12 protein-coding genes are annotated in these 16,306 nt (G+C 44.7%); 7 read left to right on the forward strand and 5 right to left on the reverse strand.

Annotated elements, in window-relative coordinates; all coding sequences use genetic code 11:
* The first annotated feature begins 22 nt into the window (after nt 1-22).
* Complete coding sequence (locus tag OCU60_RS11485) at nt 23-1,636, forward strand: putative bifunctional diguanylate cyclase/phosphodiesterase (RefSeq protein ID WP_159439466.1); 1,614 nt, start codon at nt 23-25, stop codon at nt 1,634-1,636.
* Between the two features lie 16 nt (nt 1,637-1,652).
* Here the strand turns inward: OCU60_RS11485 and glpD are convergent, their stop codons facing one another.
* On the reverse strand, nt 1,653-3,197 hold the full coding sequence (gene glpD, locus OCU60_RS11490) for a glycerol-3-phosphate dehydrogenase (protein ID WP_074373257.1): 1,545 nt from the start codon (nt 3,195-3,197) through the stop codon (nt 1,653-1,655).
* 174 nt (nt 3,198-3,371) lie between these two features.
* Nucleotides 3,372-4,187, reverse strand: a complete 816-nt coding sequence (locus OCU60_RS11495; RefSeq protein ID WP_074373518.1) for a DeoR/GlpR family transcriptional regulator — start codon at nt 4,185-4,187, stop codon at nt 3,372-3,374.
* Nucleotides 4,188-4,509: 322 nt separating this feature from the next.
* On the opposite strand from OCU60_RS11495, the gene OCU60_RS11500 reads away from it, so the two are divergent.
* On the forward strand, nt 4,510-5,307 hold the full coding sequence (locus OCU60_RS11500) for an NPP1 family protein (RefSeq protein WP_074373256.1): 798 nt from the start codon (nt 4,510-4,512) through the stop codon (nt 5,305-5,307).
* Nucleotides 5,308-5,426: 119 nt separating this feature from the next.
* On the opposite strand, the gene glpT is transcribed toward OCU60_RS11500, so the two are convergent.
* Together glpT and OCU60_RS11510 are read right to left on the reverse strand one after the other, a co-directional pair.
* Nucleotides 5,427-6,785 (reverse strand): glycerol-3-phosphate transporter, encoded by a 1,359-nt coding sequence (glpT, locus tag OCU60_RS11505; RefSeq protein WP_074373255.1) that lies wholly within the window; start codon nt 6,783-6,785, stop codon nt 5,427-5,429.
* A gap of 372 nt (nt 6,786-7,157) precedes the next feature.
* On the reverse strand, nt 7,158-8,675 hold the full coding sequence (locus tag OCU60_RS11510) for a pectate lyase family protein (protein WP_083602661.1): 1,518 nt from the start codon (nt 8,673-8,675) through the stop codon (nt 7,158-7,160).
* Nucleotides 8,676-9,232: 557 nt separating this feature from the next.
* On the opposite strand from OCU60_RS11510, the gene OCU60_RS11515 reads away from it, so the two are divergent.
* The 5 genes from OCU60_RS11515 (at nt 9,233) to OCU60_RS11535 (ending at nt 15,124) form a co-directional block, all read left to right on the forward strand.
* The gene (locus OCU60_RS11515) at nt 9,233-10,906 is read left to right on the forward strand and encodes a rhamnogalacturonan lyase B N-terminal domain-containing protein (RefSeq protein ID WP_074373254.1); all 1,674 of its coding nucleotides are present in this window, start codon (nt 9,233-9,235) and stop codon (nt 10,904-10,906) included.
* 640 nt (nt 10,907-11,546) lie between these two features.
* Nucleotides 11,547-12,587, forward strand: coding sequence for a porin (locus OCU60_RS11520; protein ID WP_074373253.1), 1,041 nt, complete (start codon nt 11,547-11,549; stop codon nt 12,585-12,587).
* A 136-nt stretch (nt 12,588-12,723) separates the two neighbouring features.
* A complete protein-coding gene (locus tag OCU60_RS11525; RefSeq protein WP_074373252.1) occupies nt 12,724-13,425 on the forward strand; it encodes a DUF2057 family protein in 702 nt (233 codons plus the stop codon).
* Nucleotides 13,426-13,563: 138 nt separating this feature from the next.
* Nucleotides 13,564-14,019 carry a Zn(2+)-responsive transcriptional regulator gene (gene zntR, locus OCU60_RS11530; RefSeq protein ID WP_228448872.1) on the forward strand — a complete coding sequence of 152 codons (456 nt, stop codon included), beginning with the start codon at nt 13,564-13,566 and terminating at the stop codon, nt 14,017-14,019.
* Entirely contained in the window at nt 13,997-15,124 is a 1,128-nt protein-coding gene (locus OCU60_RS11535) for an SO_0444 family Cu/Zn efflux transporter (RefSeq protein WP_074373251.1), read from the forward strand. The genes zntR and OCU60_RS11535 overlap by 23 nt, the downstream gene beginning before the upstream one ends.
* A gap of 87 nt (nt 15,125-15,211) precedes the next feature.
* Here OCU60_RS11535 and sohB read toward each other — a convergent pair whose 3' ends face one another.
* Nucleotides 15,212-16,273, reverse strand: coding sequence for a protease SohB (sohB, locus tag OCU60_RS11540; protein ID WP_083602678.1), 1,062 nt, complete (start codon nt 16,271-16,273; stop codon nt 15,212-15,214).
* Nucleotides 16,274-16,306: the final 33 nt, after the last annotated feature.

The raw sequence follows: 16,306 nt of genomic DNA on the forward strand, positions 1-16,306 counted from the left end.
GCTGCATCGCTGGGGTCTATGTATGGTCATGAAATATATCGCCTCCGCGAATATCGCTGTCGGCATTTTTCTACTGATTTACAGTATGAAACCCACCTACCAGATCGGTCGCACAGTACAAGCGTCCCGCTGGAAAATACTTATCACGTTGCTCTCTATCTTTGTCCTTGGTTATCTTGCCATGCTTATCACACTGGTTGATAGGCCGATGAATACATCTCTGTTGACGATTTCATTGATTCTCCTCGGTACCAGTCTTTTTATTGCATTGGTCATCTCGCAGTCCCGAAATATACTCTATCAGCTCAATCGTTCTGCTCAGGATGAACAGTACCATTCTTTACACGACAGTCTGACTTCACTGGCAAACCGTAAATATTTACTCAGTTCTCTCCAAAGCCTCGTTCAATCAAAACAGTGGTTTAGCTTGTTGCTGATTGACCTGAATAATTTCAAACAAATCAATGATGGTTTGGGGCATTACTTCGGCGATAAATTTCTGATTTCAGTTGCCAATCTGTTACAGGAAAACACCAAACAATATGGGCGGCTATACCGTATGGGCGGTGATGAGTTTGCGCTGATCTTGCTCGGTAATGACGATGACACCATTCTCAGTGTGGTGGACGCCATTCATGATGCACTTCATGCACCAGTGAAAGTGATGACTTACTCGATGAAGACATCGGCAAGTGTTGGGATCACCAAGTATCCACACAACGGGCATGAAGTTTCTAATCTGTTGAAACAGGCAGATTTAGCCATGTATGACTCGAAGAAAAAACATAAATCTTATACGTTTTATCATGACCAGCTGGGTTCCGACTCATACAAAAAGCTCAAACTTTCCATTAAATTAGCCGAAGCACTCAAAAATGACGTCTTTGAACTGCATTACCAACCGATTATTCGCAGTCAGACACAAGGTATCGCTAGTCTCGAAGCCCTGCTGCGCTGGCCTCAGGAAGATGGTAGTTTTATTGAGCCGGGGGATTTTATTCCCATTGCTGAAAAAAGTGCGCTGATTTCCGTACTCACACAATGGGTAATCCATCGCGCCGCTCAGGATTTAAATGTCTTAAGGGCGCACGGTTTCCATGGCAGTCTCCATATCAACCTTTCTGCCAAAGATTTTCAGGATGATGAGGTTGTCGAACAACTGCGTGCTCTGCTCCATGCGGGGCAAGTACAAACGGATGATTTAGTGTTTGAGATTACCGAAAGTGCGGTGTTTGAAGATATTGAAAAGGCGAAGTGTATGATTAATAAGATACATGCACTCGGTTTTCAATTCAGTATGGATGATTTCGGCATCGGTTATTCTTCTCTGGTGATTTTGCGTGAATTACCAATTTCTCAGATTAAGATTGATCGCTCATTCGTTTCCGAATACCACCAGAAAGAATCCAACCGGACCATTATTTATGCGTTGATCCGGTTAGCACAAGATTTGAATTTGAGTGTCGTTGCCGAAGGTGTGGAAGTTTGCAGTGTCGAACAGGCATTAGGGAAAATCGGATGCCACTATACGCAGGGGTTTCTTCGTTTCCCACCGGAGCCGTTACATCACTTATTATATAATGAGCAGTTCCGGAAATATCTTGAACCCATGCTTCCGGAACGACCCCAGCAATGATGCCTTTCAATGAACCTTACCCGGCTTTAAACTGGTCAGCGACTGACATGTCAGTACATTGGGCTGCGATGTACTGTGTAATGGCCTGCTGCTCTTCTTGATTAAGATATAAACCCAGTTTTGTTCTGCGCCATAAGAAGTCATCACTGGTTCTCACAAATTCACAGGCAATCATGTAGTCGATTTCCCGTTGATAGACGCCTTCGGCGAAACAACGCCCCATCTCTTCTAAACAATTGACACCAGATAACATTTTTCGAGTATCGGTCCCAAACTGAGTCGCATAGCGGAATGCCAGTTTCTGGCTCAGCCACGGATAACTGGCGCGTAGTGACTCACCCAGTTGTTCCCGGGTACAGCTAAAGTAACCGCCCGGAAGTGGCACATTGGCTGTCCACGGTTTCCCTATCTGTTCAAAGTACGGTTCGAGCTTATTCATTGCCGCTTCACCCAGTTTACGATAAGTCGTCAACTTACCGCCAAACACGGATAATAACGGTGCCTGATCGCCTGTCTGTTCCAGTTCAATCGTATAATCTCTGGTCACGGCCTGAGCTGAGCTTGACTCATCATCGCATAATGGGCGAACCCCACTGTATGACCAAATTACATCTTCATGAGACAATTGCCGCACAAAGTGCTGATTGACAATATCGATTAAGTAGTTCTGCTCTTCATCGTCGATTTCAACCTGACGGGGATCACCATGATATTCAACATCAGTGGTGCCGATAATTGAGAAATCGTCCATGTACGGAATGACAAATACAATTCGATTATCTTTGTTCTGTAAGATGTACGCCTGCTCTTCATGATGAATCCGGGGGACAACAATATGCGACCCTTTCACCAGACGAATATTGCGTGGTGATGCCGTTGATAAACCATCGTCAAAAAACTGCTTCACCCAAGGCCCTGCGGCATTAACGAGCGCTTTAGCATAACGTTCGAAGCGGGTGTCCGATTGCTGATCATAAATCGTAACACGCCAGATATCGTTCTCACGCACGGCTCGTTCAACCCGACAGTAATTACTCACTTCTGCACCATTTTCTTGTGCAGCTAAAATGTTCAGAACGACTAAACGTGCATCATCGACCCAGCAATCCGAATACTCAAATCCAGTTTTCATTTCTGGTTTTAATAACCCGCTTTCAGCCAGATTCACCTTATGGCTGGCTGGGAGTGTGGTTCGTTTGCCGAGATGATCATATAAAAATAGTCCGCAGCGAATCATCCATGCCGGCCGTAGGTAAGGACGGTGCGGTAACCGGAAACGCATCGGACGTGCCACATGAGGGGCTTTTCTGAGCAAAACCTCCCGTTCAGCAAGGGCTTCTGAGACTAAACGAAATTCATAATGTTCCAAATAGCGCAATCCTCCGTGAATCAGCTTAGAGCTGGATGAGGAGGTTGCAGAGGCAAAGTCTTGCGCTTCATAAAGGCCGACGGACAGGCCCCGTCCGGCAGCATCAGCAGCGATTCCGGCACCATTAATGCCGCCACCGACAATAATTAAGTCCAGCAGACGATTTTCTTGATTGGGTGTTATTACATCCATAAAGTAACCTCAAAATGAGCAAACGAACATTTACAAACATTATTGAGCGTAACTTAACTGCCGTTTAAATGCATCATTTATTTTCGAATATGTTCGTTTTGTTGATAGATCTAAAAAAAACCTTCTTTTAAGAAGGTTTTTTATGAGGTGACCCGTAGTAAGATGGAACCTGACTTAAGCCAGTGGGGATGAGTCTGGAATAGCTTGCTCGGTTTGTTGAGATGACGTCCCCGCGACCTCTAAAGACACTTGGTTAGATTCCAGAATCGAACGGATTTCCTGTGGGGGTTGTTTGTCGGTAAACAGCGTATTAATTTGGGAAATGTTACCGAGCTTGACCATCGCATTGCGACCAAATTTAGAGTGATCGACCGCAAGAAAAACGCTCCGGCTATTTTCAATAATCGCCTGTTTGACACGGACTTCATGGTAATCAAAATCCAGCAAAGACCCATCAAAATCGATACCACTGATCCCGAGAATACCGAAATCAAGCCGAAATTGTTGAATGAAGTCCAGCGTCGCTTCCCCGATAATCCCGCCATCGCGATTACGCACTTCACCACCAGCCAAAATGACATTAAAGTCCGGCTTTGAGAGCAGAATACTTGCCACATTGAGGTTATTCGTCACGATTCGCAACTGTTGATGGCTTCGGCTCAGGGCGCGCGCAACCGCTTCCGGGGTTGTCCCGATATCAATGAACAGTGTCGCGTGATTCGGTATGTGCTTCACCAATGCTTCGGCAATATGATCTTTTTCAGAATAGTTATGTGACTTGCGGGTCGTATAAGAATCATTCTCCGAGCTGATTGGCACCGTCGCGCCACCATGATAACGACGGATTTTATTTTCATCAGCCAACTCATTCAAATCACGACGAATCGTTTGTGGGCTAACGTGAAAGCGTGCCACCAGTTCATCGGTACTGATGTAACCATGTTTTTTGACCAGTTCTATTATTTTCTGATGTCTCGGAATTTGCTTCACATCCGGCTCCATGTCTCATTAACCCATCACTCACAGATACAGCAACGCATCGCAACACACGACAACTGTTCTTGGGGGATGGCTTCATCTGTTCGAAAAAATGCACTCAAACATTCACTTAAACTATTGTGCGGTAAATCGGGGAGAGAAAGAAGTCTCTTCTATACAAAAAGTACCGTCCCATCATCGAAAAGCATCGCCTGATTCGTTTTCTTGTCATCTATCAAGTTTAGACTTTGCCGGCTCAAGTGAAAATGACTTGACGACAATAAGCACCTAATTGAATATTTACAATCATCCCATCAATGAAAGGAAGCGCAACATGCCGAAATACAGACGTCACTATAGTTTGGCTCTCTCTCTATCACTGTTACTTTGCAGCACCGCTGCTGCCGATGACTTTTCTAAACTGGATCAAGCGTTGCCAGCATCTGTCGATGCCTATTCAATCGCCCCAGTGTTTGACTTCGATACCGATGGCTGCTTGCCAAGTGCCGGCATCAGCCGTACCGGTCAGCAAAATGGTGGATTGAAACCCTCTGGCGGCTTAACCTCTGGTTGTCGGAACAGCAGCTTTCTCAATTTATCCAATACTTATCATCGCTATGCCTGCAAAATCAATGGCTCAGATCAGTATTGTGCTCACTTCTACGCTTTATATTTCCTCAAAGACCAAATTCTCAATGGTATTCAAAGTGGTCACCGTCATGATTGGGAAAATGTGGTGATCTGGACTAAAAATGGCAGCGTGACACACGGAAGTTACAGCGCCCACGGTAACCTGACTACACGGGCGGTTTCTGAGTTAGATACCAATGGCAAACATATCAAATTCGTTTATCACAAGGATGGCCTCCTGACGCATGCATTCCGGTTCAGCAAGATCGGTGAAGTCGCTGAAAACCCATACGGCTACTTTGTCACGCCTGATATTGTCAGTTGGTATACCATGTATGGCGACCAAGTCAGTAACGACAATCTGAGAAACCGACTCAATCGTTATGACTACGGCTCAGCCAATGTGCCAGTCAGGGATGGGAGCTTCCTGAGTAACTTGAATCGTGGCAAACCCGATAGTTATCCGCAATTTTCTGCTACAGATGTGGTTCGTTCCCGTTAAATCAATTCTCGCGAATCAATTCAGATAACATCAGGCCCACTGATTTAAAAACAGATGCAACCCGGCAAATCATCCACTGGGTTGCATCCGCACTATCAAAAACTCAACCTATCGGCAGACTAGGCCAATGCCTGTTCCTGCTTGTCCCGGTGCACTTTTCTTTCACCGATCAAGGCGTAAATCAGACAGATAATCGCAGCGATACATGCGCCAACCAAAATGATGAATCCGCCATTCCAACCAAAGTGATCAACGGTATAGCCTAAAACAGCATTTGCCGCGACAGCCCCGCCCAGATAACCGAACAGACCGGTCAGTCCGGCGGCGGTTCCTGCGGCTTTCTTGGGCGCGAGTTCCAATGCATAAAGGCCAATCAACATCACGGGCCCATAAATAAGAAAGCCGATGGCAATCAGCGCCAGCATATCGATACTCGGATGACCCGCAGGATTTAACCAATATACCAGTACCGCGAACAACACCAATACCATGAACAGAATGCCGGCAGGGGCACGACGTCCATGAAAAACTTTATCGGAAATCCATCCGCACAATAAGGTACCCGGAATACCGGCCCACTCATACAGAAAATAAGCCCATGATGATTTATCAACCGTAAAATCTTTTGCCTCTTTCAGATAAACCGGGGCCCAGTCTAGTACGCCGTAACGGATCAGATAGACAAAAGCATTTGCAACTGCGATTGACCATAATAGTTTGTTGTTAAAGACATATTTGAAGAAAATATCTTTCGCACTCATTTCTTTCTCATACGATTGATCATAATCCTCGGGATAATCATCTTTATACGCTTCAATCGGGGGTAAACCACACGATTGTGGTGTGTCTCTCAGTGTCACCCAAATCAGAATCGCCACCAGTATTGCGAAAAACGCCGGGACATAAAATGCCGTACGCCAGTCGTCATGAAATAACCATAATCCCAACAGAAAGATCGGCCCAATCAGCCCCCCACCAACATTATGCGCAACATTCCATACTGAAACGAGTTCACCACGCTCTTTGCGTGACCACCAGTGCACCATCGTTCTGCCACAGGCTGGCCAGCCCATCCCCTGAAACCAACCATTCAAAAACAACAAAATAAACATGGCGGTAATACTACCGGTCGCCCACGGCATAAAACCGAAACACAACATGACGCAAGCCGAAAGCACTAAGCCAGCACTGAGGAAATAGCGCGGATTTGAGCGATCAGAAACACTCCCCATGAGAAACTTAGACAGGCCATAGGCAATAGAAACCGCAGCAAGTGCAACCCCCAAATCACCGCGGCTGAATCCTTGTTCAATCAGAAATGGCATGGCCAGACTAAAATTTTTCCGCACCAGATAATAACCCGCGTAACCCACGAAAATACCGATAAAAAGTTGCCAGCGTAATCGCGTGTAAACCCCGTCAATCTGCTCACGGGGAAGTGGCTCAATATGAGCCTGTGGTTTGAAAATTCCAAACATGATGACCTCAGCGATGGTGATAATATCAATGTCCTGATGAATCGTTTCATCACAATAGACAATAAAGCGCGAACAGAATGTTCGTTCGAGCTCATCACATTTTCATATGCGCAATATTACATTTTTGTGACAACTCCGGCACTGTCATTAATTTGCATATGAAAACAAGTCATTCATGTCGGTCACCCCACATTCTGTGATACCGACGAAAGTGCGACGTGGCACATTAGGAAGAGGTTCAGATAAGTCGGATTGATAACATGAGTTGATAACACATGCTTGATAACACAAATTCAATCACACAAATTCCATCACACAAAGGGGTAGCCGTTGACGGCCACCCCTTTGATATTGCATGTTCTGCCGGGTCAATTAATTTTTATAAACTTCAAACTCAGCAATAGCAGGCGTGCCGCTGGCTGAGTGGATCACAAAGCTGATTTTATCCAAATTCGTATTCGGAAATGAGATAACGCTGGGAATGGAACTTCCCGATGCCAGCGTGGCACCATCATCATGATTCACCAAAGACCAAGAAGTGACCGTGCCCTGAGTACCGGACAGTTCAATGATTCGAACTGCATTAATGGTTTGATTGAGACGTTTGACACTGATCGTGCCGGTTGTACCTCTTGGCGACCAGTAGGAACTGCTATCTCCGTCTGTCACATTACCATAGCTGGTTCCGTTACCTTTAGAACTACCGTCAGCACCTGCATTTAAGGCAAGGTTTGAACCTGAAGTTGAACCACCGCCGTTATCCTGATCGCCACCATTATCGTTACCATTACCAGAATGATCATCTCCCGGTGTGACATGACAACGACCATCAGAAACAGCCAGGCCTTTATCCGCACCCGCGGTTGCCATCACAATCGCTGGAACACAGCTTGCCTGATCGGGTTGATATTGATAAGGAATACCAATAGAAGTGGTCGAAACCGGATTTGGCCCTGCCGGATGAACTTTGTTGCCATCATTGGACCAACGTACGTTATTCCAAATATTGCCACTCACATCCCAAAATCCCATATCATTGGTATAGAAAGTACCGAGCGGGTCTTTAGAATCTTTAACATAGTTATTTTCTGCTTTGATCTTCCCGCCGATTCTTGGGTTCATCCCTGAAGAAATTAAGCCATCATAATAATTGTTATAAGAATGTGCTGTCGCATGGCGTAACAGGGGTGTCCGTGAATTAATGTTCTCATAGTAGTTATGGTGGAAAGTCACCGGCCCGTTGTTATCATCGCTGTCACTTGAACCAACCAGACCACCCCGGCCAGAATTTCTCAGAATACTGTAAGAGACGGTGACGTACTTGGTATCATTCTTCATATCAACCAAAGCGTCATAGCCATCACTTTCACCACCACTCGCTTCTAATGTGACATGATCAACCCAGACGTTTGAGACATCTTTCTCCATCCCGATAGCATCACCACCGTTCGACGTCGGAAAACCAGATTTCTTCACATTTCTGACATGCACATTACGGATGATGATGTTGGATGAAGAACGGATATGAATCCCAAGCTCATCAAATAGAGCGCCCTGACCGACCCCTATCAGGGTGACATTGCTGATATTTTTCAGCTCAATTTTATCCGCAGCGGTGTTACAACTCGGGCCGGAGACCTTTGAAGTATTGCCATGGTTAATGGTTCCTTCGACCTGAATAGTAATCGGAGTATCACTAGAAACACGGTTACATAACGCCGCATGAATTTGCGTACCGGTTGTTGCGCGAACGACTTGTCCCCCGTCTCCGCCTGTTGTTCCGCCATTTTCAGTATGAAAGCCATTCGCGAATGAAGGTAACGCGACCCATGCCAGCGATGATATCACTGAAGCGACTATCGTATGCTTAAATTGTTTGTCGATCATCATGCTCTTCCTTATCTATATCTATATCATTAAAATATGGGTTATTTCCCGCCGATGATTCACGGCAGCGGCAGACCTTATCGCAAATAAAGTGATTACTTTTCAATTACTTTTATGTCTGAAATTTCTTTTTGGGGTTAATATCATGCTTTATGCAAGCCGGTCTCTCTCAATATCTTATTTTTGATAAGCTTTAGCCAAATTAAAGCAACAAACATATATCAAAATACTATTCCTTTTAAAATAAAACATTGTTTCTTTTTTGATCTTGGTTAAAAAAACAAACATAATTTAGTCAGAATTATTTTTGTTGAACAAGTTCACACCGTCCTATTTTTTCTCTGTTAGACTTAGCATAATCTCTATTGTTAATTACATATTTTCTAATCACTGGCAATCACGATTTATATCAATTAATTCATTTGATATATCAATAACTTTTATAATGACCAGCGCATTACTGCATCTATATATTGACTTTAAAATAAAATCAGAATAACAACACCAAGCATAGGTTGAACCTATTTCTTGACCATTCAACAACGTCACTAGGAAATAATATGAAAAAAATCAAATATCTATATATTATCATGTGGGCATTAACCTCCTGCATTGCAAGCTTCAGTGCACAGGCAGCCTTTCGATTAATCACTTCTCAGAATTTTTATACTGTTGATACCAATGCTGGTGTGGTATTCAGCATACGTCGCATCGATCGCGGAGTCAGTACGCAGTCACCCGGAGATCTTGCTTCACTCAAAATTAACGGTGTCGAATATCAGAATCAGCGGAGAGGATCCCAAATTAATTCGGGATTTGACTGGTTATATAACAATACATCAAATGTACAGGTTTATGCTCAAAATTATCAGAACCAATATATAAAAATTACGGTTCAGGCTGGTAACCTTACCCATTATTATATGGCGAGAAATGGCTATCCATATATCTACATGGCAACGTATTTCTCATCCGAACCCAATATTCATGGCCATGTCCGATATATTTTAAGACTCCAACGCAATCGTCTCCCTTACGGACCTGAACCTTCTGATATTTCTCAAACCGTATCCACTGTTGAGTCTGGTGATATTTTCGCGCTCTCCAACGGAGAAACCCGCTCTAAACATTACTCGAATATGCGTCTGAAAGATTGGGATGCGATTGGTGCAAGAGGACCCAATGTGGGTGTCTGGATCGTCAGAGACAATCAAGAAGGCGGTTCTGGTGGCCCATTCTATCGTAGCCTCCTGAATCAGGCCACTGCCACAGATCAAGAGATTACTTATATTGTTAACTATGCTGAAGCCCAAACAGAAGCATTCCGTACCGGCGTGCTGAATCATTACACGTTGGTCGTGAATAGTGGTCAACAACCCCCCGCGGACGATGATATTAACCTCTCTTGGTTCTCACAAATGGGATTAAGAGGTTATGTCGCTGAATCAAACCGAGGTCGGGTTGCCGGCGTTGGCATTTCCGGACGAAATACCAACTATGAATACACCGTTGGTTTTGCGAACAACCGTGCACAGTATTGGACAACGGCAAATCCGGGCAGTGGTTACTTCAGCCGAGACAACATGTTACCGGGTACTTATACGATGACCACTTACAAAAATGAATTGGCCGTCAATACGCAAACCGTGACCGTTCGTGCCGGTCAGACGACCGTTCTAAATTCCTATCAAATCACCCATGATCCCAGCCATGACAGAGCAATTTGGCGCATCGGTGACTGGGATGGCAGCCCACGAGAATTTCTCAATGGTGATAAATTAACCATCATGCATCCTTCGGATGTGAGAATGGCCAATTGGAATCCATCGAACTTTATTGTCGGTAATACCCCTGCCAGTGCCTTTCCTGCTTACATGTGGAAGGATATCAACAATGACCATATCATTTATTTCCGCCTGAACGATGCACAACGTGCGAAAGCACACCGAGTCCGGATTGGAATTACGGTCGCCTACGCCGGGGGACGTCCTAAAGTTTCGGTGAATAATTGGACATCTTCTAATCCACCACCACCATCTCAACCCAAGACCCGAACGTTAACGGTCGGAACATATCGGGGCAACAATATCACCTATACATTTGATGTTCCCGCAAGTGCCTGGGCCAGCGGGAGTAACTGGAATCGTCTGACCGTGACAGCAATCAGCGGCTCAGGTCTGAGTGGTTACCTGTCTGCTGGTTATAGCATCGATAGTATTGACTTACTTGACTAATACAAATAATTGATCATATGAATATAAAATGTTCATACATTAGTCATCAATATCGGTTCCTTGCAATAAGGGGCCGGTATCCAGTTCCAATTTGTATCATGCCCATACTCAGCCAGTAACTTATATTTCCCCCTCGCTTCACCGCCAATTTATTTTATGTTGATCATATTTCAGGGTATTTATTTACATTTTGTTTAGATTTTAAACACCATTTATTTTGAACTAAATCACAAAAACAAAAATTCAACATACATTTTTGATAAGACAAAATCACATCAGTCTATAAAACTATATTAAAGGCATAAAAATAGTATAAGTAGCCACATAAACATTATATTAACAAATTTATATCAATAAATAACCTAATTACACAGCATAAAAAATTTTGTCATCATAACATCATCAATCTGTAAAAACACTGACACATCACACCTAAAAATAACTTAAATAATTGTTTTTAAATAAAAAAATACAAACAACAAACAACAAACTATCCCACTTGACACATATATTTACCTCTTGCAATCTAATTCTCGCGATTATTGACTGATATCACTGATTGTAGATACACATAATAAGCAGAAATACAGGGAGCCAGGAAAGGGCTTCTGGTTTTTAATAAAAAAGGTAATGGACTATTATGAAAAAAACGCTCATAGCGCTCGCAGTGCTTTCAGCTGCAAATGTGGTTAATGCTGCTGAAATTCTCAAAACAGACTCCGCATCGGTAGACTTTTACGGCCAACTCCGCGAAGAATTGAAACAAGTGGATTGGGGTGGGAAAAGTGATGATACACACACCACTCTCTCTTCAGGCTCATCCCGGGCCGGGGTCAATTCTATCTACACCATCAATGATGATCTTGACGTGCTGGCAACCGTTGAATTTGGCATCGGTCAAAGCAACAGTGGCGACAGCCGTAAACACTATCTCGGTTTTGCATCCAAGGAATGGGGCACAGTAACCGTTGGTAAACAGAGTATTCTGAGTGATGATGTCTGGGGGGTTGAAAACGACTGGATTGGTTTAGGTTATAGCATGCTTCCTGAAATGGATGGTTATGACATGAACTGGCTTCAGGATGCGATGATCAAGTATACGCTCGAAGGCTCAGCAGGCTGGTTTAAAGCAGCTTATTCATACAAAAACGGTAATGATGACCCGACTACAGCGGAAATCTTTGCCGGAACCACGTTCGGTAATATCGAATTGTACGGTGGCGTCGGTTATCAGGAAGATAAAACCACCTCAACAAAAACAGATGATGTCACCATCACCTCTGGTGGCGTAAGCCACACGGTTGAAGCGAAAACCATCACAGTCAAAAACAAAGAGCTGAAACATGGCATGTTGACCGTCAATTATGTCGGTGATGGCTGGAATTTGGGAACCACTTACTGGCATGCAGAAGTGGATGACAATGTGAAAAACACCAAGCTCACTTCAGATTCTGTTGCACTGGCTGGCTCTTATAGCTTCACAGAAAAGCTATCGCTGTACGGCGGTTATGAATTCATTAAAGACCTTCAGCAAGAAGGGAATGACTTTAATGGCGTGTACTCCGGTTTACTGTATAAATACGCGAGTTGGACCAAAGTCTATGCTGAAACTGGATTTAATGATTCTGATAAAATCGGCAATGACAGCTATTGGGGCGTCGGTGTCCGCATCTACTGGTAATTCATAATATGCATGGTCACAGTCGTCTGCCTTCGGCTGTGACCTGATTGATTGACATCTTCTTTTTGTATCAACCTGCCTTTATCCCTACAATCGATATCGTCCGTTCATAACCTGTTTGCCTCAAGGAATAAAAATGAAAATCGCATTGCCATTACTCTTCACGCTGTCACTGGGTATCGTTCCATGTACCGCCGCAGCTAAAACCGTTTTACAGATTCCGGATAACGTAGAGGTGTTTGCTATCAATGCGCAACCGCCCGAAAAGGCAAGCGGCTTATTTCCTTCAAATAAGGAAGAGTTAGACAATGGGATCAACCAAATCGTCTTCAAATACTCCCCTGAATTTGAAATTAGTAAAGATATTCAACATGCTTATAGTCAGGTGATTATTGCCAAATTTAAAGCGTCAGATACTCAGTTGCATTTTAAACTGCCGTCTTATCGTAGCCTGACCCAAGCCCGGCAAAAAATCGACCATATGCAATGGGCCCTCGTTGATGCACAGGGCAATAATGTGGTCATCGCAGAAGATACCTTACAGAAAAATGGCCTTCAGGTTGGCCGTGATTACGTACAAGAAGCACAACATTACAATGCGGGGTCAGGTATTGCCGCCATTCATGTCAGCGCAGTCTCTGATATTCAGGATACGGCCGCCACATCACCACAGCCTGCTCCGTCTGCCAAACACAATGCACCTGCAACTCAAATAACCCCATCAAAACAGCTAACATCTGCAAGCTCTCCCAATCTCTCTCAGCTTAAACACTGGTATCAAAAATCGACCGAACAGGAACGAAAAGCGTTCCGTAAATGGATTATCGATCAGGAATGATGCACGAAAGCCTCTTGTCATGGCATCGCGCGTCAGAGAGCATAACCAGAACCAAACAGATAAAATTTTAAAAAATACTTGACCCTGTACTTGGCTACAGGGTTTAAACTCGTTCTATGTTATCCGAATGAAGAGAGCATGGATATGAGAACACTCAAACGGGGTGAACTGGCAAAAGCGGTCGGTGTCTCTCCAGAAACCATTCGCTATTACGAACAACAAGGTCTGTTGCAGGCGAACAGAGATGACAACGGATACCGACGTTTTGATCCTATTTGTATTGACCGACTTAAATTCATTCAACGTGCCCAGCGTGTGGGTTTAAGTTTGAAAGAAATCGGGGAATTGTTGGCACTGGAGATTGCCCGGGGCGAGCACACCTGTGAAGAAGTCAAAGCGATTACTCAGGCAAAACAGCAAGAAATTCAACAAAAAATTAATGAATTACAGCATGTGTATAATGCACTGACGGTGCTCAATAATCGCTGTTGTGGCGGCTCTCATTCTGCGGAGCATTGCACCATTCTGACCGCATTAGCGGATACCGAATCATCACCAGAGGAGCGTACTCATGAACACCATAGCACGCATTAGTCAGGCCTTTGTCGATTTATGGCTGGATGCAGCATTCTGGCTCCTGCTGGGGCTGATGATCGCCGGACTCCTGCATACATTTATCAAAAGTGACAAATTGGGTCATCACTTAAAAGGGCACGGATTCTGGCCCATCATTAAAGCTGCCATTTTAGGCATTCCCCTCCCCTTATGTTCATGCGGCGTGATTCCCGCAGCAGTCGGACTGCGACGGGCCGGGGCCTCTAAAGGAGCGACAACGGCTTTTCTGATCTCAACACCGGAGACTGGTGTTGATTCAATCGCAATCTCTTACGCGTTACTTGGCCCATTTATGACCATTATCCGCCCCATTGCGGCTGTCTGTTCATCGATTGCTGCCGCAATGTTGGTTTTATCAGGTGAAAAATCAGCTTCCCAGTCGGAAACACGTCCCGAACAACAACCAACCGCCTGTAGTTCTCAAGGCACTGGTCACTGTTGCTGCCATAGCCAGCAAGAGCACGCTCCCGATTCTCAAGCACACCCGGACTCGCTCTGGCGCAGAATCTGGCAAGGTCAGGTTTATGCGTTTACTGAACTGTTAGGCGATCTCTCCCTCTGGCTGTTAGTCGGCCTCATCATTTCTGCCTGTGTTGTTGCTTTGGTCCCTTACGATGCATTGGCAGAAGTCAGCCGGGGTGGCTGGGCAATGGTGATCATGGCTTTGATTGGTGTTCCCATGTACATCTGTGCTTCCGCCTCGACCCCCTTAGCCGCTGGACTTTTAATGGCTGGGGTTTCACCCGGTGCCGTGTTGGTCTTTTTGCTGGCAGGTCCTGCAACGAACGTTGCCACATTAGGCATTGTACGTCGTGAAATGGGCTGGCACGCTCTAGGAAGTTACTTGCTTGGTGTGATTGGGGTTGCCATCGGATTTGGCTATCTGACTAATGCGTTAGTCGATCTCTGGCATATCGATATTCAAAGTGAATTAGGGAGTAGTAATAGTCTCATGCCGTTTTGGTTAGCCGGACTATCAGCACTGTTCCTGATGCTGTTGATTGGCAACGACCTCATGACGCGAATCTACCAGCGTCTGTTCAAAAAAGCGCCGGCCCATAATCACAGCCACAGTCACCATTAAAAGCGCTCATGACTCATTGATCCGACCCACATTGTGATGTTACCGGAATGAACGTACCCCATACTGACGATGGGGTACGATAGGATCTCAAACGATAGGACGTTGTCCCCGACTAATCAATTTGAGTAAAACACGGTCAGCGGCTTCGCCAGCCATTCCGGGTAGTTTTTCGGTCAATTTTTTCTTTTGCACATAATGGACAGATAGCACCTTTTTCTGCTGACAAGCTTCAGTCACCAAATCATCCGATGTACGAATATCATCAATCAACCCTAAATCTTTCGCTTGCGTACCAAACCAGTGCTCACCTGTTGACACTTTATCGACATCAAGTGATGCACGGTGCTCGCGGATAAAATGCTTAAACAGCACATGTGTTTCTTCCAGTTCCTGTTTGAATTTATCGCGTGCTTTGTCGGTATTCTCACCAAACATGGTTAAGGTGCGTTTAAATTCACCAGCGGTCAACTGCTCAAACTCAATATTATTTTTTTTCAATAGCTTATTGAAATTCGGTAACTGAGCAATAACACCAATTGACCCCACAATCGCGAAAGGCGCGGCAACCAGTTTATCCGCGATACATGCCATCATGTATCCGCCGCTCGCAGCCACTTTATCAACAGCAATGGTGAGGGGTAATCCAGCCGATTTCAGACGATCAAGCTGTGAAGCGGCCAGACCGTAACCATGAACCATACCACCACCGGATTCAAGTCGTAGCAAGACTTCATCACCGGATTGTGCAACCGCCAGAATAGCGGAGACTTCTTCACGAAGAGAGGTAACTTCTTTTGCATCGATACTACCGTGGAAATCAAGCACAAACAGATGCGATTCTCGCTGGGCTTCAAGAGCCCCTTCTTTCGCTGCTTTTTTGATCTCTTTCTCAGCAGATTTATGCTCGGCTTTCTCTTTTTTCTTCTCTGCTTTATTACGCGCTTTCAGATAAGCGTCATCATGCAGGTAAGATTCTAAATGATGTGTTGTCTGTTTATATTGTTCTGTCAGATCGATAATTTCCAACTCACCTTTGGCACCGTGGCTCTTTGCACTAACTGATTTGACAATCACAAGTATGACGACAAGCGCGACAACTAACGTCGCAATCTTGGCCAGAAACAGGCCGTAATCCAATAAAAAATCCAATGTTCTCATCCTCTCCTTTACGAATTCGTGTAT

It is taken from the genome of Vibrio spartinae (genome assembly GCF_024347135.1).
Taxonomy (GTDB): Bacteria; Pseudomonadota; Gammaproteobacteria; order Enterobacterales; family Vibrionaceae; genus Vibrio; species Vibrio spartinae.